The organism is Bacillus sp. R86525 (genome assembly GCF_042466195.1).
GTDB classification, from domain to species: Bacteria; Bacillota; Bacilli; order Bacillales; family Bacillaceae_G; genus Bacillus_A; species Bacillus_A nitratireducens.
This window is the reverse complement of the sequence record NZ_JAXHPX010000007.1, coordinates 4002471-4023783: the sequence shown is the minus strand read 5'-3', so window position 1 is coordinate 4023783 and position 21313 is coordinate 4002471. Positions and strand designations below refer to the sequence as shown.

At 35.5% G+C, this 21313-nt stretch carries 27 protein-coding genes, 1 pseudogene and 1 other annotated feature; of the genes and pseudogenes, 18 read left to right on the top strand and 10 right to left on the bottom strand.

The window, feature by feature from the left end; all coding sequences use genetic code 11:
• Positions 1 to 155 precede the first annotated feature (155 nt).
• The 4 genes from SJY24_RS23430 to SJY24_RS23415 all read left to right on the top strand — a co-directional run bounded on the left by SJY24_RS23430 (position 156) and on the right by SJY24_RS23415 (position 1828).
• Positions 156 to 332 carry a hypothetical protein gene (locus SJY24_RS23430; protein ID WP_377866353.1) on the top strand — a complete coding sequence of 59 codons (177 nt, stop codon included), beginning with the start codon at positions 156 to 158 and terminating at the stop codon, positions 330 to 332.
• Positions 325 to 771, top strand: a complete 447-nt coding sequence (locus tag SJY24_RS23425; RefSeq protein WP_377866352.1) for a flavodoxin — start codon at positions 325 to 327, stop codon at positions 769 to 771. Before SJY24_RS23430 ends, SJY24_RS23425 begins: the two co-directional genes overlap by 8 nt.
• A gap of 24 nt (positions 772 to 795) precedes the next feature.
• Complete coding sequence (locus tag SJY24_RS23420; RefSeq protein ID WP_377866351.1) at positions 796 to 1569, top strand: hypothetical protein; 774 nt, start codon at positions 796 to 798, stop codon at positions 1567 to 1569.
• Positions 1570 to 1666: 97 nt separating this feature from the next.
• Complete coding sequence (locus SJY24_RS23415) at positions 1667 to 1828, top strand: hypothetical protein (RefSeq protein WP_377866350.1); 162 nt, start codon at positions 1667 to 1669, stop codon at positions 1826 to 1828.
• On the opposite strand, the gene SJY24_RS23410 is transcribed toward SJY24_RS23415, so the two are convergent.
• Positions 1825 to 2733: an aminoglycoside phosphotransferase family protein gene (locus tag SJY24_RS23410; RefSeq protein WP_377866349.1), complete on the bottom strand. Its 909-nt coding sequence runs from the start codon at positions 2731 to 2733 to the stop codon at positions 1825 to 1827. The two genes, SJY24_RS23415 and SJY24_RS23410, sit on opposite strands and share 4 nt — an antisense overlap.
• Before the next feature lie 99 nt (positions 2734 to 2832).
• Here SJY24_RS23410 and SJY24_RS23405 point away from each other — a divergent pair, with 99 nt between their 5' ends.
• On the top strand, positions 2833 to 3342 hold the full coding sequence (locus SJY24_RS23405) for a biotin transporter BioY (protein ID WP_377866348.1): 510 nt from the start codon (positions 2833 to 2835) through the stop codon (positions 3340 to 3342).
• Between the two features lie 25 nt (positions 3343 to 3367).
• Here the strand turns inward: SJY24_RS23405 and SJY24_RS23400 are convergent, their stop codons facing one another.
• The 3 genes from SJY24_RS23400 to SJY24_RS23390 form a co-directional block, all read right to left on the bottom strand.
• A complete protein-coding gene (locus SJY24_RS23400; RefSeq protein WP_002149552.1) occupies positions 3368 to 3517 on the bottom strand; it encodes a hypothetical protein in 150 nt (49 codons plus the stop codon).
• Positions 3518 to 3535: 18 nt separating this feature from the next.
• The gene (locus tag SJY24_RS23395; protein WP_000343684.1) at positions 3536 to 3709 is read right to left on the bottom strand and encodes a hypothetical protein; all 174 of its coding nucleotides are present in this window, start codon (positions 3707 to 3709) and stop codon (positions 3536 to 3538) included.
• A gap of 76 nt (positions 3710 to 3785) precedes the next feature.
• On the bottom strand, positions 3786 to 5144 hold the full coding sequence (locus SJY24_RS23390) for an MATE family efflux transporter (protein WP_377866347.1): 1359 nt from the start codon (positions 5142 to 5144) through the stop codon (positions 3786 to 3788).
• A 182-nt stretch (positions 5145 to 5326) separates the two neighbouring features.
• Between SJY24_RS23390 and uppP the strand changes: the two genes are divergently transcribed.
• Both uppP and SJY24_RS23380 read left to right on the top strand, forming a co-directional pair.
• The gene (gene uppP / locus SJY24_RS23385; protein WP_377866346.1) at positions 5327 to 6118 is read left to right on the top strand and encodes a bacitracin resistance undecaprenyl-diphosphatase; all 792 of its coding nucleotides are present in this window, start codon (positions 5327 to 5329) and stop codon (positions 6116 to 6118) included.
• A 193-nt stretch (positions 6119 to 6311) separates the two neighbouring features.
• Positions 6312 to 6776 (top strand): SRPBCC family protein, encoded by a 465-nt coding sequence (locus tag SJY24_RS23380; protein WP_377866345.1) that lies wholly within the window; start codon positions 6312 to 6314, stop codon positions 6774 to 6776.
• Between the two features lie 39 nt (positions 6777 to 6815).
• On the opposite strand, the gene SJY24_RS23375 is transcribed toward SJY24_RS23380, so the two are convergent.
• Positions 6816 to 7403 carry a thioredoxin family protein gene (locus tag SJY24_RS23375; protein ID WP_377867301.1) on the bottom strand — a complete coding sequence of 196 codons (588 nt, stop codon included), beginning with the start codon at positions 7401 to 7403 and terminating at the stop codon, positions 6816 to 6818.
• A 33-nt stretch (positions 7404 to 7436) separates the two neighbouring features.
• A complete protein-coding gene (locus tag SJY24_RS23370) occupies positions 7437 to 7868 on the bottom strand; it encodes a regulatory YrvL family protein (protein ID WP_377866344.1) in 432 nt (143 codons plus the stop codon).
• Positions 7869 to 8030: 162 nt separating this feature from the next.
• Here SJY24_RS23370 and SJY24_RS23365 point away from each other — a divergent pair, with 162 nt between their 5' ends.
• Together SJY24_RS23365 and SJY24_RS23360 are read left to right on the top strand one after the other, a co-directional pair.
• Complete coding sequence (locus SJY24_RS23365) at positions 8031 to 8450, top strand: MarR family winged helix-turn-helix transcriptional regulator (protein WP_000081442.1); 420 nt, start codon at positions 8031 to 8033, stop codon at positions 8448 to 8450.
• A gap of 136 nt (positions 8451 to 8586) precedes the next feature.
• Entirely contained in the window at positions 8587 to 8742 is a 156-nt protein-coding gene (locus SJY24_RS23360; protein WP_000184933.1) for a hypothetical protein, read from the top strand.
• Positions 8743 to 8764: 22 nt separating this feature from the next.
• On the opposite strand, the gene SJY24_RS23355 is transcribed toward SJY24_RS23360, so the two are convergent.
• A complete protein-coding gene (locus SJY24_RS23355) occupies positions 8765 to 10000 on the bottom strand; it encodes a dicarboxylate/amino acid:cation symporter (protein ID WP_377866343.1) in 1236 nt (411 codons plus the stop codon).
• A gap of 1221 nt (positions 10001 to 11221) precedes the next feature.
• Between SJY24_RS23355 and SJY24_RS23350 the strand changes: the two genes are divergently transcribed.
• The gene (locus SJY24_RS23350) at positions 11222 to 12565 is read left to right on the top strand and encodes a TrkH family potassium uptake protein (protein WP_377866342.1); all 1344 of its coding nucleotides are present in this window, start codon (positions 11222 to 11224) and stop codon (positions 12563 to 12565) included.
• A gap of 34 nt (positions 12566 to 12599) precedes the next feature.
• On the opposite strand, the gene SJY24_RS23345 is transcribed toward SJY24_RS23350, so the two are convergent.
• The gene (locus SJY24_RS23345; protein WP_000136552.1) at positions 12600 to 12965 is read right to left on the bottom strand and encodes a hypothetical protein; all 366 of its coding nucleotides are present in this window, start codon (positions 12963 to 12965) and stop codon (positions 12600 to 12602) included.
• 283 nt (positions 12966 to 13248) lie between these two features.
• Between SJY24_RS23345 and ytfJ the strand changes: the two genes are divergently transcribed.
• Positions 13249 to 13716, top strand: a complete 468-nt coding sequence (gene ytfJ, locus SJY24_RS23340; RefSeq protein WP_002075130.1) for a GerW family sporulation protein — start codon at positions 13249 to 13251, stop codon at positions 13714 to 13716.
• Positions 13717 to 13824: 108 nt separating this feature from the next.
• The gene (locus tag SJY24_RS23335; protein ID WP_000608227.1) at positions 13825 to 13914 is read left to right on the top strand and encodes a hypothetical protein; all 90 of its coding nucleotides are present in this window, start codon (positions 13825 to 13827) and stop codon (positions 13912 to 13914) included.
• 423 nt (positions 13915 to 14337) lie between these two features.
• Here SJY24_RS23335 and SJY24_RS23330 read toward each other — a convergent pair whose 3' ends face one another.
• Complete coding sequence (locus tag SJY24_RS23330) at positions 14338 to 14577, bottom strand: YkuS family protein (RefSeq protein ID WP_000101008.1); 240 nt, start codon at positions 14575 to 14577, stop codon at positions 14338 to 14340.
• A gap of 86 nt (positions 14578 to 14663) precedes the next feature.
• On the bottom strand, positions 14664 to 14903 hold the full coding sequence (locus tag SJY24_RS23325; RefSeq protein ID WP_377866341.1) for a DUF3911 family protein: 240 nt from the start codon (positions 14901 to 14903) through the stop codon (positions 14664 to 14666).
• Positions 14904 to 14962: 59 nt separating this feature from the next.
• Between SJY24_RS23325 and SJY24_RS23320 the strand changes: the two genes are divergently transcribed.
• The 6 genes and pseudogenes from SJY24_RS23320 (at position 14963) to leuA (ending at position 21299) form a co-directional block, all read left to right on the top strand.
• Positions 14963 to 15178, top strand: coding sequence for a hypothetical protein (locus SJY24_RS23320; protein ID WP_044739212.1), 216 nt, complete (start codon positions 14963 to 14965; stop codon positions 15176 to 15178).
• A 141-nt stretch (positions 15179 to 15319) separates the two neighbouring features.
• A complete protein-coding gene (gene ilvE, locus SJY24_RS23315; protein ID WP_377866340.1) occupies positions 15320 to 16216 on the top strand; it encodes a branched-chain-amino-acid transaminase in 897 nt (298 codons plus the stop codon).
• A 16-nt stretch (positions 16217 to 16232) separates the two neighbouring features.
• Positions 16233 to 16459, top strand: a binding site (T-box leader).
• 72 nt (positions 16460 to 16531) lie between these two features.
• Positions 16532 to 18232 carry an acetolactate synthase large subunit gene (ilvB, locus tag SJY24_RS23310; protein ID WP_377866339.1) on the top strand — a complete coding sequence of 567 codons (1701 nt, stop codon included), beginning with the start codon at positions 16532 to 16534 and terminating at the stop codon, positions 18230 to 18232.
• Positions 18229 to 18741: an acetolactate synthase small subunit gene (ilvN, locus tag SJY24_RS23305; RefSeq protein ID WP_000822951.1), complete on the top strand. Its 513-nt coding sequence runs from the start codon at positions 18229 to 18231 to the stop codon at positions 18739 to 18741. Before ilvB ends, ilvN begins: the two co-directional genes overlap by 4 nt.
• 26 nt (positions 18742 to 18767) lie before the next feature.
• A pseudogene (gene ilvC / locus SJY24_RS23300) lies at positions 18768 to 19777 on the top strand (ketol-acid reductoisomerase).
• A gap of 1 nt (position 19778) precedes the next feature.
• Entirely contained in the window at positions 19779 to 21299 is a 1521-nt protein-coding gene (leuA, locus tag SJY24_RS23295; RefSeq protein WP_377866338.1) for a 2-isopropylmalate synthase, read from the top strand.
• The last annotated feature ends 14 nt before the right edge of the window (positions 21300 to 21313 follow it).

The window sequence follows — 21313 nt, the reverse complement described above, 5'->3', positions numbered from 1 at the left end:
AAGAACTATGCTCATTTATAGTATATGAATAGCTAACGGACAAGCTTGTACATTTTCATCATTTTTTTAAAAATAGTTGTTGACATTGATAATCAATGTCAATTAATCTAAATATAGTTGAAATTGATAATTATTATCAATAGGATGGATGCGACATGTTAATGAGAAAAACATTTCACCTTCTGCGGAGGGGATTAAAAAATAAAAATAAAGATATTAATAAGCATATTGAATGGCAACGAAATTTAATTCGTTCTGAATATGTAGATGAGAAGAATACAAGTCAAACAGAAAAAGCGATACATAGTAAAGGGAGAGATTCAGTTGAGTAAGTTAGTAATGATTTTTGCAAGTATGAGTGGAAATACAGAGGAAATGGCTGATCATATTGCAGGTGCAATTCGTGAAACAGAAAATGAAATTGAAGTTATTGATATTATGGATTCACCAGAAGCTTCTATATTAGAACAGTATGATGGAATTATTTTAGGTGCATACACTTGGGGAGATGGAGACCTTCCTGATGATTTCTTAGATTTTTATGACGCAATGGATTCTATTGATTTAGCTGGAAAAAAAGCGGCAGTATTCGGGTCATGTGATTCGGCTTATCCGAAATACGGCGTGGCGGTTGACATTTTAATAGAAAAGCTACGAGAACGCGGGGCAGCAGTTGTGTTAGAAGGACTAAAAGTAGAATTAACGCCAGAAGATGAAGATGTGGAAAAATGTTTACAGTTTGGAGCTGAATTTGTAAAACACCTTTCTTAATGGCAGAAGGGAGATGAAGAGCAATTGCAGGAGAAAATCTCAATTAAAACGATGACAGATTATCATTTATATGATTTTATGCGTTGTCCACATAAATTTTATTTCCGTCATATAAAAAGAAGAGAACCATCTTCATTTGAATGGCAACAAATAGCGCAAATGATTGTGAATCAAATTATTAACGAGTATTACACGTTACCCGCGGGCCAACAAACGAAAATTGTACTTTTAATACTAATAGAAAAGTACTGGAAAAAAGTAAGGATTAATATGTTTGCTTCGAAGACGGAGTATTATATTGTGTTAGCGAAGCTAACTGATCACTTATTACAGTTCGTTGAAAGAGATGATAGTCAGGCGCCACCATTGTTTTTATATGAGAAGTTTCAAACATATATGGAAGAGTTAGGCGTCCACATATCAATGACATTTGAAGTTGGTAAGTGGAGTACTGAGTCATTTGTAATTAAAAAGTATGTTTTCGATGCGGATGAGGAAATGCTTGCTCTTTGTCAGAAGCTAATGACTGTATTTAGTTATAAAGCTTTCGGCATTCTTCCTGGAAAAATCGAAGTTATTAATTTAATAGAAGGAACTAAGTATGAGTACATTCCAAAACAGGAAGATATTATAACTGGAATGGATGATTTATTTAGAATGAAAGAAATGCTGCAACAACCTGAACACTACACAGAGCGTAATTATCGTTCAGAGTGTATGAGCTGTGCCTTTCGTAGTGAATGCCAAGTAGAAGAGGCAAAAGAGAAAGTGTTACAGAAGAAAAATATTGTACATTAAAGGATGCAATTTTGCATCCTTTTTATTATTGACATGAAAAGCTTTTCATCATTTACGGTATATTTGTAGCAGATTTTAATAAAGGGAGGAATAATCAATGAAAGATGAAACGGAAGTATTTCAATGGTTAAAAGAACAGAATGCTCCTTTTGGAATTCAACTGCAAATTTTACAGGCGTTTCAATTGTATAAATTTATTGTTGAAATGGATAAAAAGTTAATGATGTATGAAGAGAGAGAATATAGGGAGAGAATTTAATCTCGTCCCTGTAATATTGCTTTCAATTGTTCTTTACTCTTGTTTAATTCTATTTCGTTATTTGTCTCAATGTTATAAATAAGATTATGTAGTAAAGGGCTGTATTGATAAAAGGTAGTGATGCGGTGAATGAGTAATGGATCGTGGTGAGAAACAAGTACACTGTATTGTTCATATACAGATGTAGTAAACTCATGACCGAAATCATAATATAGTCCAGCAAAATCAAAAGCGGGATCGCCAATTTGGGCATCTCCAAAATCGATAACACCTGAAATGGTTTTGTTCAGGTTGTTAAATAAAATGTGATGATTTGTAAAGTCAGCATGAATGATTGTATTTTGAAAGGTAGATTTAGCTAGATTGGCAAAGAAATTTTTGAATAAACTATTTAAGGCTGATTTCTGTAATGAAGTAAAACTGTTAGTAAGATATTGATTTAATTTTGTTTGTAGCTCTTTCCAGTAGATAAGTGTTTTTTCGATAGGGAATCCTAGCGTTTCAACACGTTTTAAAGGAATACTATGTAAAGTCGCAAGGAAAGTGGCTAATTGTGTAATAATTACTTCAAGTTCTTTTTTCTCTAACTTGGCAACTATTTCAGTTTTTAATGGTTTACCATGAATGAGAGGATAGTAGCTACAAAATGGAACAGTATCACAATCATTCTTATACAATAGGTGATACTTAGGAATTTCGATTCTTTGTAATGAATGAGAAAGAATGGTGCATAGTTCTTTTTCTAATGGAATTCGGTTTGCATATTCAAGTCTTCGCGGGAAACGAAAGAGTAGATCGTCATTTATAATAACCGCTATATTATCCCAGCCTTCTTCATTCTGCTTATATGAATGTATAGAAAGGTCAGGCAGGGCTTGTTTTATATATTGCTTGTAATAGTTCATAGTCACTCCTCATTTCTAATTAAAAGTTAAATTATTCCACCTTATAATATCAGAATCTTCTTTCTTTTTGGTAATCTATAATTATAATTTGGAGGAAGGTTGGTGTGTATTACGAAGAAAAGAATATTAATCATTTCTATATGTATCGCTTTTGGTTTGTTTTGGTCATATAAAGAGACGGTTTTTGCTACCTTTAAACCGATAGATCAGTACGAGTTAAATCAGGAAATAAAGAACAAGGGTATAGAAACTTTAACTGATAAAGAAATGAAAATGATAGGAGAACACTTTGTGACAACGCAATTATCAGTGTTTGAGTTTGATACTAAAGAAGATGTGAAGATAAAAAGCGAAGAGCTATTTGTAAATAGAGGGCATGAACAATTAATGGAAAATTATTATCCAAATCGTTTTCGGAATTTAGAGTATAAATTTACAAACGAGGAGATACGTGAAGTGACGGATGAGAGTTTTCGCTATCATGCTGTAGCGTACGTTGCTGGTACTGAAAATGGTAAGAGAAGTGAAATGAAATTAAATTATGACATGAAGATTGTAAAGGTTAATAATATATTTATGGTGCTGGAGCAAAAGCAGTATGTACAATAAAAAACCCTCTAGTAGAAGAGGGACTTTAAAGATTTTCATTTTGTTGCCCAAGTTCTTTTTGAGCAATGTATAAGTTTCCTTGCTCAACTTGTTTAAGTGTATGAACAGAATCTCCTGCATATCCTTTTTCTGTTTTAACAGTTCTTTTTGAACGATTAGATTCTTGTTTCTTCATATAATAGACCGCCTTCCATTAAAAATAAACGAAAATGATGAGTACGAGTAATACAGCTGCGAAAATGGTAATGCCCATTAAAAAAGAAGTGTTTTTATATTTAGGTGGCTTATGTACATCTTGCCGATATCCAGGTGAAATTTCAGGGGCGAATTCTTCATCGAATGATTGTTTCTTTTGTTTTTCGTCCATATGTATCCACCTTTCTTTTTCATTATGTTACACGTTACAAGAAAAAATATGCACGAAGAAAACAGCCGCTATATCATTAGCGGCTGCTTTGCGTTGTATATTTTCTTTGTACTTGAAAGAGACGGATAAGCAGGAAGATTGCTCCAAATGCTAGACCGATAATAAGACCAATCCAATACCCTTTCGCTGCCCAATCAGTATAAGTTGCTAATATGTAGCCAAGAGGTAGACCTATTACCCAATAGGCGATTAATGTCATAATTAAGGCAACATTTACGTCTTTATAACCACGAAGTGCTCCTTGTACTGGAGTTGCAATCGCATCTGAAATTTGAAATAAAATAGCGAACACAAGAAATTCTTTTGCTAAATGATGGACATTTGCATTTGTCGTATAAATAGAAGCAATTTCATCATCAAAGAAATAGAGAAGGATTGAATATAAAAGAGCGAAAGCAAGAGCTAATCCAATTCCGATAAATCCATATTGTTTCGCATTATTGTATCGTTTTGCTCCAACTTCAAATCCAACGGCTATCGTCATTGCCATTGCTAAACTTAAAGGAGTCATATATAACAAGGAAGCAAAGTTCATAGCTGCTTGATGTGCTGCTATTGTTGTCGTACTAAAATTACTCATCATAAGTGTTACCGCAGCGAAAATACTCGTCTCAAAAAAGATAGCAAATCCGATAGGGACGCCAAGTTTCAGGAATTCCTTCCAGCTTGTAAAGGAAGGGCGGTATAACTGTTTAAAGATATTGAAAGAAGCGAAAGGCTCTTTCGTACGAATAATAATGACCGTAATAATTAAAATACACCAATAGGTTGCTGCAGAAGCGATTGCCGCACCGACACCACCGAGTTTTGGAAAGCCAAAGTGACCAAAAATTAATAAGTAATTTAATACTACGTTAATTGGTAATGATAGTAATGTAATAATCATCGTTGTTCGAGTTTTTCCTAATGCATCAATAAATCCACGTAAGACGGTGACAGTAAATAAAGGGATAATTCCAATCGCGATAATACTTAAAAATTGTGCTGCAATACGTTCCACGGGTTCTTCTAATTGCATGCCATTTAAAATAGGTGAAACAGCTAAAAATCCGATAAGGATAACAACGAAACTAGCACAAATTGCTAAATATACTGCTTGTATGACAATGTGGGGAACGTCCTCCTTTTTCTTTGATCCAACGAGCTGTGCAACAATAGGAGTAGTAGCCATTAAAATTCCGGTTAAGCCGGTACTAACGGGAAGCCATATACTTGTTCCGATAGCAACACCCGCTAAATCAATAGGACTCGCATGTCCTGACATTGTCGTATCAAAAAAGCTCATCGCAAATAATGACATTTGCGTTACAAAAATCGGGAAAAAGAGTAATAAAAATTGCTTTAACTTTTGTGAGAATGAAGTAGTTTCTTTCATAAAATCCCCTTTCAACGTAAAAAACAAACTCTTATCATCATACAATTTAATCAAAAAATAGAAAAGAAATAAGCGTATACAACAAATGAAATCAATAAAAAAAGGATGCACTTTGAAAAGGGATAAGGTATTATGATAAGGTGTGAAAAAATTACATATGCGTTATTAAGGAGGCACTACTTGTGGCTGATTGGTTAATTGGATTAATCATGGGTGCTGTTGAAGGTTTAACAGAGTTTTTACCAGTATCATCAACAGGACATATGATTTTAACAGGACACTTAATTGGATTTGAAGACGATAGAGCGAAAGTTTTCGAAGTTGTTATTCAGTTGGGATCGATTTTAGCAGTTGTTGTTATATTTTGGAAACGTTTATGGTCGTTAGTTGGAATAGGAAAAGTAACTGATGGACCATCTTTAAATTTATTACATATTATTATCGGGATGATTCCTGCCGGCATACTCGGCGTACTATTCCATAGCGCAATTAAAGAAGTTTTATTCGGTCCAGGACCGGTTGTTATTAGCTTAGTAGCTGGTGGTATTTTAATGATTGTTGCTGAGAAGTTTTCAAAACCAAGTACAGCAAGAACGTTAGATGAAATCACATATAAGCAAGCATTTACAATCGGAATGTTCCAATGTTTAGCACTTTGGCCAGGATTTTCTCGTTCTGGATCAACAATAAGTGGTGGTTTGTTAGCTCGTGTTTCGCATACAGCGGCAGCGGAATATACGTTTATTTTAGCTGTGCCAATGATGGTAGCTGCAAGTGCCTTAGATTTAATTAAAAGCTGGGATATATTAAGCTCGGCTGATATAATGTTATTTGCAACTGGATTTATTACAGCATTCGTTGTTGCGTTGCTTGCAATCGTTTCATTCTTAAAATTATTAGCTCGTGTAAAACTAACACCGTTCGCTTATTACCGGTTCATTTTAGCTGCGGTATTCTATTTCTTCATTATGTAAGAATAAATTGTCAGCAATCCCCTATAGAATAGACATTTGAAAAAAGTCTATTCTATAGGGGATTTTTTTATAGCGAGAGAAAAATAAGACTTTTACCTTCAAATACTTGTATTTCACCAAGTGAAATATGCCATAATGATTTCGTTATAATAACTTTAAGAAAATCGATAGGGTATTTGAGAGGGGCAGTTTAGTGAGTTTTGCAATAGAAATAGTAATTCCGGCACCAATTGATGTTGTGTTTGATTATGTAAATAATGATGAGAAAATAATGGAATGGAGTACCTTTATGGTAGAAAATAGGTATCCTCCAAACGTAGATGTAAACAATCCTCGTGAAGGTGATAAATATATATCCGTGCAAAAGATGGGGAAGAAAATATATGAATTTGAGGCAGAAATTTTAGAGTATGATGAACCGTATATCGTTTCAGTTGGATGTGAGATGAAGCAAGGTCATACAGCTGTAACTTATATGTTAGAAGAGGATGAAGAAGGTACATCGCTTACTTTAATCGTAGAATTTGAACCGAAGAATTTTTTATATAAGATTATGTACAAGTTGACTGGGTGGATGACACGTGGAATATACATGGGTGAAATGGAACGTTTAGCAGAGTGCGTAGATGCTGTATATTCTCAGAAAAAAGGATTATAATTTTGTAAAATAAAAAACATGCCGAATTCGGCATGTTTTTTATTTTACTACTTTTTCAATCATGCTTTCCATTACGTGCTCCCAAAGAGAAGTATCATCAGCTAAGGTAGCACGGAAATTAGCGTACATTTCTTTTTGTTTTACCTCGAATGTTGGATCTTCTTTTCCAGGAAGTGTAGCGCGCATTGAAGTTACTAATTCTTGTACTTTTGGAGCGCGTGGTCCCCAAACGGCTTGTTCATTTCCGTCTTTATCAATGAAGATAAAGATTGGAATGGCGCGGGCTGTTCCATTTGTTAAATATTGATCCATTAATTCTAAGTTTTCATCACGAATTAATAATGTCATATCAATATTTGCAACTTCAGAAATTCGTTTCATAACAGGTACACATAAAAGAGCGTCGCCGCACCAGTCAGCTGTTAATACGATAACGCGCCAGCCATCATTTTGACGTTCTTCTAAAACTGGCAGTAATTCATTTGGAATTAAAAAGTTATTGTAAATGTGTAGTAGCTCGTATTGGTTTACTTTCATTTCATTCACATATGTATCAAAGGACATGCCTTTATCAGCCCATTGTAGTAAGTTCATAAGTAACACCTCTTTAGTATGATTTATTTTTATTGTACCAATTTTTATATAGAAAAGCTTGTAATCTTACTCTTTCTTATCACTAAATAATTTATTTAGTGTGTAAAGGAATAGTGCGACACATAATTCAGCTATGTTGGACATTTGTACACTCTCTATCCAGTCATCGGCGGTATGTAGGACAAACCAATCTAATGTAATTTCAATTATAGAGAGCAGAGCAATTGAGAGCCAATTGGGCATACTTGTCATCATTGGATGTAGGAGCACTTTAAAGGAAATGAATATAAAATATGTAATACCATCTAATAAAAGAATAAGTAAAAAAAAGAGTAGTAGAGCTGTTCTTGATGAATATTCTATACCTGTAATTTGAAAGATTCCTACATATACAAAGAATATAAATGCAAAGAATATAATGAGAATAAGAATAACAACACTAATAATAATAGTCTTATCTTTTAGACTGAAATTAGAAAGTTTGTCTTCTTCACTCATTATCCCAACTCCTTTTTCTGGAAAATTAATTTCATTGTACCATGAAATATCTATTAAAAAACTACGAATTACGGGAAAATAAGGTGACAAAAAGTAAGATTTCATGTAAAATTATTAATAAGGTTTTTATTTAACTAAATGAAATAAAAGGGGCTGTCAAAATTGTCTCAAAATCGAGAGCAATTAATGGAAGAACTATCGACAAATGTTTTTGCTATGTTCCGCACGTTGCGTAATGATATTGGAAAAATATTTGGTGGTTACATACCGTGGAATGAGTTCATCGTCCTTAGAATATTGAATCGTACGAATAAAGAAATGGTATCACGTGTAGCTAATGAGTTAAATGTGTCGAATAGTCATATTACAGCTGTTACAGAAAAATTAATTAATAAAGGTTTTGTAACTCGTTCACGCTCTACGTCAGATCGCCGAGTTGTATATTTGGAGATTACAGAACAAGGGAAAGATTTAGTTGCGAAAATGGAAGGGGAGAAAAAGAAATATTTACAAGAAAGATTCTCCGCACTTTCAGAAGAAGAAATGAATATAATGATATCTATTTCTAAAAAACTTATTTAAATAATTAAAAGTAAGAAAACGCTTACGTGATGACAGAGAAGACCTTCCTTATATAGGAAAGGTCTTCTTTCGTATGTAAAAGATTATAAAAAAGAAAATATGTACCATACTACTAGTAAAGGAAGGAGGCAGAAATATGACGAATCGTAATGGTAGTAAAGGTAGCGGAAATCAAGGTTCACCGAAATCAGGGCAATTCCAGCAGGAGTTTAGTACTGAATTTGAAACAGGTAATGATAACAAAGGAAAAGAATATCGTTCGAAAAAAGGAAGCAAATCAAAAAAGGAGTGAAATAATTCACTCCTTTTTTGATTTAAGATGCTGCCGATTGATCTGTATTATATTTTTCTTCTGATTTTGCGACAATCATTGCGCAAATTGCATCACCGGAAATATTTACAGCTGTTCTAGACATATCTAGGATGCGATCAATACCGATAATCAAAGCAATACCTTCTACTGGTAGATTTACTTGATTTAAAACCATCGTAAGCATTACTAATCCAACACCTGGTACACCTGCAGTACCGATACTAGCTAGTACAGCAGTTAATACGACTATAGCTAATTGAGGTAATGTAAGCTCAACCCCGTACACTTGAGCGATAAATACAGTCGCGACACCTTGCATAATGGCAGTACCATCCATATTAATCGTTGCACCTAGTGGTTGTACAAAAGAGCTTATCGCTTTTGGAACTCCAAGTTTTTCTTGTGCGGTTTTCATTGCAAACGGAAGAGATGCATTAGAGCTAGATGTACTAAATCCAATCGCCATTACTGGTCCGAAATGTTTAAAGAAACGAATAATACTTTCTTTTGCCAATACCTTTAATAAGCCGCCGTATACGAAGACACCGTGAATAATGAGTACCAACATAACGACAATCATATACTTGAACATCGCAGCGACGCCTGCAAGACCCATTTTACCAACGGATGAAGCGAGCAATCCAAATGTTCCGATTGGAGCTAATTTCATAACGAGATTAACAAGATACATCATTAATTCGTTGCCCTGTTCAAGTAATGAATGGATACCTTGAACTCGTTTTCCTAAAACAGCTAAACCGAGTCCAATCAATGCGGCAAAGGCAATGATTTGTAACATGTTACCATCAGCCATCGCTTTTGCTGGGTTATCTGGCACGATGTTAAGTAGTGTATCGACGAAAGATGTTTCAGTTTTTGCACCTTCATACTTAAGCCCGTCTGTTTTAAAGTTACCGCCAGATCCTGGTTTGATGATAAGTGCAAATGTAACTGCAATAGAGATCGCAATGGCTGTAGTTACAAGAAAGAATGAAATTGATTTTAAGCCGATTCTTCCAAGTTGCTTCGGGTCTCCAAGCCCAGCAGCCCCAAGCACGATAGAAATGAATACAACAGGAACAACTAGCATTTTAATGAGGCGAATAAACAATTGACCAAGTGGATTGAACACATATTGATTTAATGGTTCAAAAATGGATGGTGCAGCTAAATTTAAAGTGAGTCCGACAACTAAACCGAGAAATAATGCAATTAAGATTGCTTTTGTTTGTTTCAATAAAACCCCCCCTTATTTTTGTGAAATTACTTTCTAAATTAATTGTACCGAAAAACTACCTATTTTGACAATATTTTCTGAATATTTCGTATAAAAATATCTGTTTAAATATAGATTGCTTTTACTAAAATAAGCAAAAAAGTTAAATGATCTATTTAGAAAACAAAATAGACCATCGCATATGATGGTCAAAGGGAGGGGACAATTTATGTCAATTTAATTAGGGATGGAAGCTATTCAAGACACTGGGGAATGTCTTATAAATTAGGGAGGAACAGCTTCGATACATATACTATAAAAGATAGATGTGACTTTGATGTGTATATAGAGTGAAAGGGAAAGGGAGTTTTAAGTAAGAAGAAAGAGAGAGTAAAAAAATAAGACCATCACATATAGGATGGTCAAGGAAGGGGACAATTTATGTCAATTTAATTAGGGATGGAAGCTGTTCAAGACACTGGGGAATGTCTTATAAATTAGGGAGGAACAGCTTCGATACATATACTATAAAAGGTGGATGTGATTTTGATGTGTATATAGAGTGAAAGGGAAAGGGAGTTTTAAATAAAAGATAGAGTAAACAAAAAAATAAGACCATCACATGATGGCCTAGGGAAGGGGACAATTTATGTCAATTTAATTAGGGATGGAAAGCTGTTCAAGACACTGGGGAATGTCTTATAAATTAGGGAGGAACAGCTCCGATACATACACTATAAAAGATAGATGTGACCTAGATGTGAACATAGAGTGAAAGAGAGAGGGAGTTTTAAGTAAGAAGAAAGAGAGAGTAAAAAAATAAGACCATCACATATAGGATGGTCAAGGAAGGGGACAATTAATGTCAATTTAATTAGGGATGGAAAGCTGTTCAAGACACTGGGGAATGTCTTATAAATTAGGGAGGAACAGCTCCGATACGTATACTATAAAAGGTAGATGTGACCCTCGTGTGAACTTGGCGTGAAAGATATGGGAATTTGAAAAAGGGATAAAATAGGTGTTGGTCTAAGAGTTATAGTATAAGTGGAGATATAATAGAAAATATTCTTTTGTAAAATGATAGGAATCTGAATATAAAAAAAAGTTGAAATCTATGAAAAAAAGGATTATGCTCAACTATATTATGAGAATATAAGGGTTATCCCGCTACTTGTAGGCTCTTAAAGAGTCTTTATTTATGAGGGATAAAAGCTTCACTTGATAAAGGGAGTTAGTGATATGGAAGTAGCAAAAAAACAAGGGTTGTATAATCGCTTTATACGATTAAGTCCACCACAAATTTTAGCATTAGGCTTTTTTTGTTTAATTGTGATCGGAGGATTGTTATTAAAGTTACCGTTTGCAACGAAAGTCCATATTAGTTGGGTAGATGCTTTCTTCACAGCTACGTCGGCAGCGACTGTAACGGGTTTAGGCGTTGTAGATACTGCAAGTACATTTACGATGTTTGGTGAAATTGTTATTATGTTTTTAATTCAAACAGGTGGTCTCGGTCTTATGACGATAGCCATTTTAATTGTTTGGGTGCTAGGTAAAAAAATTGGTTTACGTCACCGATTATTAATTGGAGAAGCATTTAATCAAACAAATATTGGTGGTCTTGTGAAATTAGTGAAACGAGTTTTTATTTTTTCTATTTGTATTGAGCTAATTGGAGTTATCTTTTTATCGATTCGCTTTATTCCAGAGTTTGGATTTGGAAAAGGTTTATACTATAGTATTTTTCACGTTATTGCGTCATATAATAATGCCGGTTTTGCGCTTTGGTCAGATAATTTAACAAGATACGTAGGAGATCCTATTATTAATATTGGGATTTGTTCTTTAATTGTAATAGGAGGACTAGGGTTTACGGTATTAATTGATATATGGTATAGCCGCAGCTTCCGAAAATTATCGCTTCACTCCAAAATCATGATTGTTGGAACGATAGCACTTAACATTATTGCAATGATTGTGATTTTTGTATTGGAATATAATAATGTGAAGACTTTGGGACAACTATCTTTAAATGAAAAGTTATGGGCTTCGTTCTTCCAAGGAATTACACCTCGTACAGCCGGTTTTAACACGATAGATTATGGCGGAATGGAAGAGTCATCGATATTATTTACGATGATATTAATGTTTATTGGTGCAGGAAGTGTATCGACAGGTGGTGGAATTAAGTTAACGACATTCGTTATTTTAATTACATCAGTTCTTTCTTTCTTTAGAAAGAAAGAGGATTTTGTTTTATTTCATCGTACGATTAAAATGTCGACAGTAACGAGAGCGTTAGCAATTGTCGTTGCTAGTCAAATACTTATTTTTACAGCGGTATTTGTATTAATGCTTACAGAAGACTTCAGTTTTATTCAGTTATTATTTGAGACAATTTCAGCGTTTGGCACAGTAGGGTTAACAATGGGGATTACTGCGAAGCTATCGGCATTTGGAAAATGTATTATTATGTTTGTTATGTTTTGTGGATTAATCGGACCGTTAACACTTGTTTTCTCTTTGGCACGACCAGCGAAACAAAAAATTAAATATCCATCAGAAGATGTATTTACAGGATAAGGTATCCCGCATAAGGCGAGATACCTTTTTCTTTTTAAAAAAGAGAGAACAATAACCCAATAAGCGCCACTCGGAATAAAATCGCAATGAGTGCAGCGATACCACCTACAATGGCAGCGATACCGCCAGTTACAGTAGCCCCACGATTATATGCGTAAATACCGAGTAAAACAGACACAAGACCAAACAGTGTTGGGAATGTGAATAGCGATAATATTGCTAAAGCAAGAGCGATAAAACCAGCAGTCGATCCAGCTGCAGATGATCTTACATCATCGTTATCTTTATCATCATAGTCAATACGCTGTGGCGCAACTTCAGCTGCGTATTCTTCTTTATAGTCACTATAATCACTATCTATTCGATCTCTTTTTTTATATTCATCAAATTTCTCAGTCAAAGTAAGGACTCCTTTCATAACAAGGTTCAATAATAGTATGTTTCTCTTTACTGTTTTTATCCCGCTATTTGCGAGCAGTAAGACTCCTGCCTCAAAATTCGGCTGGAGCGAAGAAGTTAGGTGGGAGCCCTGCTGCCCGTAAACGCCCGATTGGTGAAGGCTAATAATCAGTGGGGGATGAACAAACCCCCCACTAATTAAAGTTTCACTTTATCCGAGTCTGTACAGGGAGTAATATCCAATTGGAAAGTAAAAATGTTTTTTCAAAATAGGAAAACTAAGTATGACTTCCTCTATTTTGGAAAGTATAAAAAAGAATAATGAGGAAAGGGTGCAATACATAATGGAACATCCAATTGAAAATTTAATGAAAACAGCAATGACAAATTTAAAAGAGATGGTAGATGTAAATACGATTGTTGGAAGTCCAGTTTCAACAGCTGACGGAAATGTAGTATTAACAGTGTCTCAAGTGGCTTTCGGTTTTGGTGCCGGCGGAAGTGACTTTAAAGGTGATTTTATTTCCGAAAAACATAATAACGGACAAGGGCAGCATAAAGAGAACAAGCAAAGTCATCCATTCGGAGGCGGAAGCGGGGCTGGGGTTTCTATTAGCCCAGTTGCTTTTTTAGTAGTTGGTTCTAACGGTGTGCAAGTATTGCATCTCAATAGCAGTACACATTTAATTGAAAAAGCTTTAAATACTGTACCAAGCACTGTAGATAAATTTGTAAATGGTCGCCACAAGTGAACTTGCATTTTTTAGGAATTATGATATATTAGAAAAAGTGCGCTTTAGGATGATCGGAATAATTGAACTGTAAATATATATGATGTGTGGAATAAGGGAGAGGAATTTATGATTAATATCAAAAACTTAGTAGTTGGCTTATTTATGTTAGTAAGCGGTTTTGTTGTATATGTAATAAAAGAAAAAGCTCCATTCTAAAACAGACAAACCGTTAATGTCTGTTTTTAATTTGTAAAAAATGTTGACAAGTTATTGTATTGGTGTTAAAATTTTAATTCGTGTCTCGGTTAAAGCTAGTGTAAAGTAAATAAATCTTATGAATATAATACGAAAAGTTTGCGAAAGATCGGGTAGTCTTACCAACAACTTTTGTGAACAAACCCTATAAATTGTATATGTAAGCTTTATATGTATACTAGTGAATCAAGGAGCGGTCAGTGGAACCGTAATGATGAGAGAGAGGTAGGGCTTTCATCCAGTATATGTTACTTTCCCGTTAGGTGAATATAAAAAAGAGGGCTCCTTTTCAAAAGGAGCCCTCTTTCTATAGATAAATTGAAACTATAATCAGTGAGACCATTCCCGTTAAATGTTAGTTCACAAATCATGTGATAAAAATGATTAAGCGCGGTTTTCAACTTGCTGACAAATTTCATCTGTTGTTAAACCATGTGCTGTAATTACAGATCCTTTTATCGATGTATCTGCAATGCCCATTATATTAGAATCTTGCCCAGTTACAACACAACAATCACAACCTTGTGCATCACTTTCAGAGTTAAGTGAAACGACTTCATGCCCTTGTTGCTGAAGAGCTTGTTGAACATCAGTTAAAGAGTTCTCAACACCAATTCTAGCCATAATTTTCACCTCCTACCATCTAGTTGCTAGTATGCTCAAGTTCATAGCATATATTTATGAAAAGATGGTAGGAAGAGAATATTTGTTTAGTCGTTATATACACCAGTAAGCATTTGACTTACGAATTGATCGTTTAAAGTATCTTGGGCGGAAGAAGAATTTGAATGAATGTCGATTGAAGCTGTATAGTTGTTATGTTTTTTGCTATGTGGTTCTACTTCAACGTAATTATCGAATTTACAAAAACCTTTCGTATCCATTAGGTCAAATAGTTGAAGCATTTCTACTACCTCTTGTCTCGTTCCTTTAATTTGTACACACGCCATATTGATTTCCTCCTTCATTTTGACAAATTGTTTTTTAAAAATAGGATTATGATTACGAAATGAAAAATATGAATGTTATTTTTAGACAGCGTTATTTTTATTATTTTCCCCCTTTTTCAGCAAAAGTCGTTGTATATTCCCGAATTTATAAAAACGGACGTCCGTTTATTGAATACAATAGATTCGTATCAATTGACAAAAATCCTTCTTTTAAACAAATATTTTTTTTAGTGGAAATTGGCGAAAAAAATTTTTTGACTTTTTGCAAACGTTAACAATGTTGTTAAATCAATATAAATGAAGATGTGCGTACGATTAAAAATTAAAAATTTTCTAAAAATTCACTTGATTTATTTAGAAAGGAGAGTAAACTAGGAAACAATAAAAAACTCATAGAACATAGGGGGCGCTTTCCAGTGAACGAGCAATGGATTTTCTTAAATGGAGAATTTGTTCCAAAAGACGAAGCAAAAGTTTCAGTATATGATCATGGCTATTTATATGGCGATGGAGTGTTCGAAGGGATTAGGGTGTATAGCGGTAATGTTTTCCGTTTGAGAGAACATCTTGTCCGGTTATATGAATCAGCGAAATCCATCATGTTAGAAATTCCATATACGTTAGAAGAAGCAACGAAGATCGTTGTTGAAACGATTCGACATAATAAACTATCTAATGGATATATCCGCCTAGTCGTGTCAAGAGGACCGGGGAATCTTGGATTAGATCCCGATTCTTGTACGAAACCAAATGTAGTAGTAATTGCAGAACAATTATCTTTATTCCCACAAGAATATTATGAAAAAGGGATTCCAATTATAACAGTTGCAACGCGTCGTAATCGCCCAGATGTTTTGTCGCCTCAAGTAAAATCTTTAAATTACTTAAATAATATTTTAGTTCGCATTGAAGCGAAATTAGCTGGAGTACAAGAAGCACTTATGTTAAATGATCAAGGGTATGTAGCTGAAGGCTCTGGAGATAACGTATTTATTGTAAAAGGAAATAAATTAATTACACCGCCAAGTTCTGCTGGGGCGTTAGAAGGTATTACAAGAAATGCGATTTTAGAAATCGGTGAAAAGCTTGGATATGACGTAAGAGAAGAATTATTTACAAGGCACGATGTATATGTAGCTGATGAAGTGTTTTTAACAGGAACAGCTGCTGAGGTCATTGCTGTTACGACAGTAGATGGTAGAACGATTGGTTTAGGAAAAACAGGTCCACATACGAAGCGTCTATTAGAAGAATTTCGTAAATTAGTTGTAGAAGATGGTGAGAAAATTTACGAAGAAAATAAAGTTGGATAATAATCCTTTATGACATGATAAAACGTTGATAGGGAGGAGTAGTTGATTGTGAAGCCTCACAGAGAGTCGGTGGTTGCTGAAAACCGATGGTTCACGTTGACGAACATCGCCCTTGAGTGCTAAGCTGAAGCATTTGTCTAGGCTTAGACGGTAGCTCCGTTATTAGCTAGACTCATCCCGAGTCACTGAGGCAAGAGTATTCTTGCAAAGAAGGGTGGTACCGCGAAATCTTTCGTCCCTTCAGCACATAGCTGGAGTGTGGACGTAGGATTTTTTTATTTTATAAAGGGTATAAAAAGGGGGCTTATAAGAAAAATGTCTTCAAAAACGGAAGAGAAACTGGCAACTGGTGCACAGCTATTGTTAGAAGCGCTAGAAAAGGAAAGAGTAGAAGTGATTTTCGGTTATCCGGGTGGTGCTGTTTTACCTCTATATGATGCGCTTTATGATTGTGAGATTCCGCATATTTTAACGCGGCATGAACAAGGTGCAATTCATGCCGCTGAAGGATATGCAAGGATTACAGGAAATCCAGGAGTTGTAATTGCAACAAGCGGGCCTGGTGCTACAAATGTTATTACTGGTCTAGCTGACGCGATGATTGATTCATTGCCACTTGTTGTATTTACAGGGCAAGTAGCAACAACGTTAATCGGGAGTGATGCTTTCCAAGAAGCTGATATTATGGGGCTTACGATGCCGGTGACAAAACATAATTATCAAGTACGAAAAGCATCGGATTTACCCCGAATTATTAAAGAAGCATTTCATATCGCTAGAACAGGAAGACCAGGCCCAGTCGTAATTGACCTTCCGAAAGATATGGTAGTAGAGAAAGGTGAGCGATGTAGTGAAGTACAAATGGATTTACCTGGATACCAGCCTAATTACGAACCGAATCTACTACAAATAAACAAATTATTACAAGCGATTGCGACTTCAAAAAAACCGTTAATTTTAGCTGGAGCAGGTGTATTGCATGCAAAGGCATCGAAAGAATTAACAAGCTTTGCTCGTAAATATGAAATTCCTGTTGTGCATACATTACTTGGCCTTGGTGGTTTTCCGCCAGATGATAAATTATTTCTTGGGATGGGAGGAATGCACGGTTCTTACGCGGCTAATATGGCGTTATATGAATGCGATCTACTTATAAATATAGGAGCAAGATTTGACGATCGTCTTACTGGAAATTTAGTTTATTTTGCTAAAGAAGCGATTGTCGCACATATAGATATTGATCCAGCGGAAATCGGAAAAAATGTGCCGACTGAAATTCCAATTGTTGCGAGTGCGAAGCAAGCATTAGAAGCTCTACTCAACTTTAAGGAAGGGGAAGTAAATCACAATGATTGGCTCTCATTATTGAATAGTAGAAAAGAAAAATACCCTCTTTCTTACAAAGAGCATTCGGAATGTATTAAGCCTCAATATGCAATTGATATGCTATACGAAATTACGAAAGGGGAAGCGATTGTAACGACAGATGTTGGGCAACATCAAATGTGGGCAGCTCAATATTATCCGCTGAAAAATCCAGATAAATGGGTAACTTCTGGAGGCTTAGGAACAATGGGCTTCGGATTTCCAGCAGCAATTGGTGCACAAATTGCGAAGCCAGAAGAATTAGTTATTGCGATTGTCGGTGATGCGGGATTTCAAATGACCCTACAAGAACTAAGTGTATTAAAAGAGCATTCTTTACCAGTTAAAGTGTTTATTTTAAATAATGAAGCTTTAGGAATGGTAAGACAATGGCAAGATGAGTTTTATAATCAAAGATATTCGCATTCTTTATTGCCATGTCAACCAGATTTTGTTGCTCTTGCGAATGCGTATGGCATAAAAGGTGTTCGTATTGATGATCCACTTCTTGCAAAGAAGCAATTACAACATGTGATTGAATTACAAGAGCCAGTCGTAATTGATTGCCGCGTACTTCAATCTGAAAAGGTTATGCCGATGGTTGCCCCAGGAAAAGGGGTTCACCAAATGGAGGGAGTGGAGAAAAGGTGAAGAGAATTGTTACAGCGACAGTTCGAAATCAAAGCGGTGTGTTAAATCGAATTACAGGCGTTATGACACGTAGACATTTTAATATTGAAAGTATTTCAGTAGGGCATACGGAATCGTCGGATATTTCAAGGATGACGATTGTTGTACATGTTGAAAGTGAACAGCAGGTTGAACAGTTAATTAAACAACTGCATAAGCAAATCGATGTCCTAAAAGTATCTGATATTACAGAAGAAGCAATGATTGCTAGAGAACTTGCGCTTATTAAAGTGGCAACCTCAAGTGTAACAAGAGCAGAATTATATAGTTTAATTGAACCGTTCCGAGCCGCTGTAATAGATGTTGGGAAGGATTCCATAGTGGTGCAAGTAACAGGTACCCAGGAGAAAGTAGAAGCGTTAATTGAATTACTTCGTCCATACGGTTTGAAAGAAATTGCTAGAACGGGTGTAACAGCATTTACGCGTAGTATGAAAAAACAAGATAAACAAGTGATGTTAATTCAATAATTATTTAAATATAGGGGGAAATGAAAATGGCAAAAGTTTATTATGAAAAAGACGTGACGGTAAATGTATTAAAGGAAAAGAAAGTAGCAATTATCGGATATGGATCGCAAGGCCATGCGCATGCGCAAAACTTACGTGATAACGGATTTGATGTAGTAGTTGGACTGAGAAAAGGAAAGTCATGGGAAAAGGCGAAAGAAGATGGATTTTCTGTATATACAGTAGCGGAAGCTGCAAAAAAAGCGGATGTAGTAATGATTTTACTACCGGATGAACTACAGCCAGAAGTATATGAAGCTAAAATTGCACCAAACTTACAAGGCGGGAATTCTCTTGTATTCGCACATGGCTTTAATGTTCACTTTGATCAAGTAAAACCTCCAGCTAATGTAGATGTATTTCTAGTAGCACCGAAAGGGCGGGGCATCTAGTGCGCCGTACATTTGCTGAGGGCGGGGCTGTTCCTGCGTTATTTGCAGTATATCAAGATGCAACAGGAGTTGCGACTGAAAAAGCACTTTCTTATGCTGATGGAATTGGAGCGACGAGAGCTGGTGTATTAGAAACAACGTTTAAGGAAGAAACAGAAACAGATTTATTTGGAGAGCAAGCTGTGCTTTGCGGCGGAGTAACTGCACTAGTAAAAGCTGGATTTGAAACGTTAGTTGATGCAGGATATCAACCTGAACTTGCATATTTTGAATGTTTACATGAATTGAAACTCATTGTTGATCTTATGTACGAAGGCGGACTTGAAAATATGAGATATTCAGTTTCAGATACAGCGCAGTGGGGAGACTTCGTATCAGGACCACGCGTTGTTACTGAAGATACGAAGAAAGCGATGGGAGAAGTGTTAGCAGAAATTCAAGATGGTACATTTGCAAGAGGCTGGATTGCAGAGCATAAAGCAGGAAGACCAAATTTCCAGGCGACAAATGAGAAAGAAAATGAACATGAAATCGAAGTAGTTGGACGTAAATTACGTGAAATGATGCCTTTCGTACAGCCACGAGTAAAGGTAGGGATTAAATAATATGAAGCAGATTTTGTTCATGGATACGACGCTTCGTGATGGCGAACAATCACCAGGAGTTAATTTAAATGAACAAGAGAAATTACAGATTGCAAGGCAACTAGAGAGGCTTGGTATTAATGTAATGGAAGCGGGATTCGCAGCAGCTTCTGAAGGTGATTTTCAATCGGTAAAACGTATCGCAAATACCATTCAAAATGCTACGGTTATGAGTTTAGCTAGAGCGAAAGAAAGTGATATTCGAAGAGCCTATGAAGCTGTGAAAGGCGCTGTCTCTCCTCGTTTACACGTATTTTTAGCTACAAGTGACATTCATATGAAATATAAGCTTTGTATGTCAAAAAAAGATGTATTAGATAGCATACATCGCTCGGTTACGCTCGGGAAATCATTATTTCCGACAGTGCAATTTTCAGCAGAAGATGCGACAAGAACATCGAGAGCATTCTTAGCTGAATCAGTAGAAGTAGCGATTCGTGCAGGAGCGAATGTAATCAATATTCCTGATACAGTTGGATATACGAATCCAGAAGAATATTATTCTCTTTTTAAATACTTACAAGAATCCGTTCCTTCGTATGAAAAAGCAATTTTCTCTTGTCACTGTCACGATGATCTTGGGATGGCAGTAGCGAATTCGTTAGCTGCAGTTGAGGGCGGAGCGTTACAAGTAGAAGGAACGATTAATGGAATTGGAGAAAGAGCGGGGAATGCAGCTCTAGAAGAGGTCGCAGTTGCTCTTCATATTAGAAAAGATTTCTATGAAGCAGAGTCTTCTATGACGTTAAAAGAAATTAAAGCGACAAGTACATTAGTAAGTCGTTTAACAGGTATGGTTGTACCAAAAAATAAAGCGATTGTTGGAGCAAATGCATTTGCTCATGAATCAGGTATTCATCAAGACGGTGTTTTAAAAGAAGTGACGACATATGAAATTATTGAACCGGCGCTTATAGGTGAATCTCAAAATCTATTTGTACTTGGAAAACATTCTGGTCGTCACGCATTTACGGAAAAAATGAAAGAACTAGGCTATGAATTTACAAACGAAGAACGAGATGCGGTGTTTGAAGCATTTAAAAAATTGGCTGATCGTAAAAAGGAAATTACAGAAGAAGATTTACGCGCGCTTATGCTGGGCGAAGCAGCATTTTCGGCACAACAATATAGTATTACGCAATTACAAGTACATTTCGTATCCAATAGTACACAGTGTGCAACAGTTGTACTAAAAGATGAGGAAGGAAATATGTATGAAGATGCAGCAACTGGTTCTGGAAGTATAGAAGCAATCTATAATGCAATTCAAAGAATTTTAGGATTAGAATGTGACTTAGCGGATTATCGCATACAATCTATTACGCAAGGTCAAGATGCTCTGGCTCATGTACATGTTGAATTAAAAGAAGGAATTCATCAAGTATCAGGTTTTGGTGTTGCACAAGACGTATTAGAGGCATCAGCAAGAGCGTATGTTCATGCTGCTGGAAAATTGAAATCTTTTATAACGCTTGTGAAGTAAATGTTTGATAAGTG

What these genes read in the sequence shown, in the direction of transcription:
- ytfJ (WP_002075130.1), top strand. Translation starts at nt 13,249, where the DNA reads ATGACTTCCTCTATTTTGGAAAGTATAAAAAAGAATAATGAGGAAAGG.
- SJY24_RS23325 (WP_377866341.1), bottom strand. Translation starts at nt 14,903, where the DNA reads ATGGCGTGTGTACAAATTAAAGGAACGAGACAAGAGGTAGTAGAAATG.
- SJY24_RS23330 (WP_000101008.1), bottom strand. Translation starts at nt 14,577, where the DNA reads ATGGCTAGAATTGGTGTTGAGAACTCTTTAACTGATGTTCAACAAGCT.
- SJY24_RS23400 (WP_002149552.1), bottom strand. Translation starts at nt 3,517, where the DNA reads ATGAAGAAACAAGAATCTAATCGTTCAAAAAGAACTGTTAAAACAGAA.
- SJY24_RS23410 (WP_377866349.1), bottom strand. Translation starts at nt 2,733, where the DNA reads ATGAACTATTACAAGCAATATATAAAACAAGCCCTGCCTGACCTTTCT.
- leuA (WP_377866338.1), top strand. Translation starts at nt 19,779, where the DNA reads ATGAAGCAGATTTTGTTCATGGATACGACGCTTCGTGATGGCGAACAA.
- SJY24_RS23415 (WP_377866350.1), top strand. Translation starts at nt 1,667, where the DNA reads ATGAAAGATGAAACGGAAGTATTTCAATGGTTAAAAGAACAGAATGCT.
- SJY24_RS23360 (WP_000184933.1), top strand. Translation starts at nt 8,587, where the DNA reads ATGACGAATCGTAATGGTAGTAAAGGTAGCGGAAATCAAGGTTCACCG.
- SJY24_RS23335 (WP_000608227.1), top strand. Translation starts at nt 13,825, where the DNA reads ATGATTAATATCAAAAACTTAGTAGTTGGCTTATTTATGTTAGTAAGC.
- SJY24_RS23430 (WP_377866353.1), top strand. Translation starts at nt 156, where the DNA reads ATGTTAATGAGAAAAACATTTCACCTTCTGCGGAGGGGATTAAAAAAT.
- SJY24_RS23320 (WP_044739212.1), top strand. Translation starts at nt 14,963, where the DNA reads ATGAAAAATATGAATGTTATTTTTAGACAGCGTTATTTTTATTATTTT.
- SJY24_RS23370 (WP_377866344.1), bottom strand. Translation starts at nt 7,868, where the DNA reads ATGAGTGAAGAAGACAAACTTTCTAATTTCAGTCTAAAAGATAAGACT.
- ilvB (WP_377866339.1), top strand. Translation starts at nt 16,532, where the DNA reads ATGTCTTCAAAAACGGAAGAGAAACTGGCAACTGGTGCACAGCTATTG.
- SJY24_RS23350 (WP_377866342.1), top strand. Translation starts at nt 11,222, where the DNA reads ATGGAAGTAGCAAAAAAACAAGGGTTGTATAATCGCTTTATACGATTA.
- SJY24_RS23395 (WP_000343684.1), bottom strand. Translation starts at nt 3,709, where the DNA reads ATGGACGAAAAACAAAAGAAACAATCATTCGATGAAGAATTCGCCCCT.
- SJY24_RS23390 (WP_377866347.1), bottom strand. Translation starts at nt 5,144, where the DNA reads ATGAAAGAAACTACTTCATTCTCACAAAAGTTAAAGCAATTTTTATTA.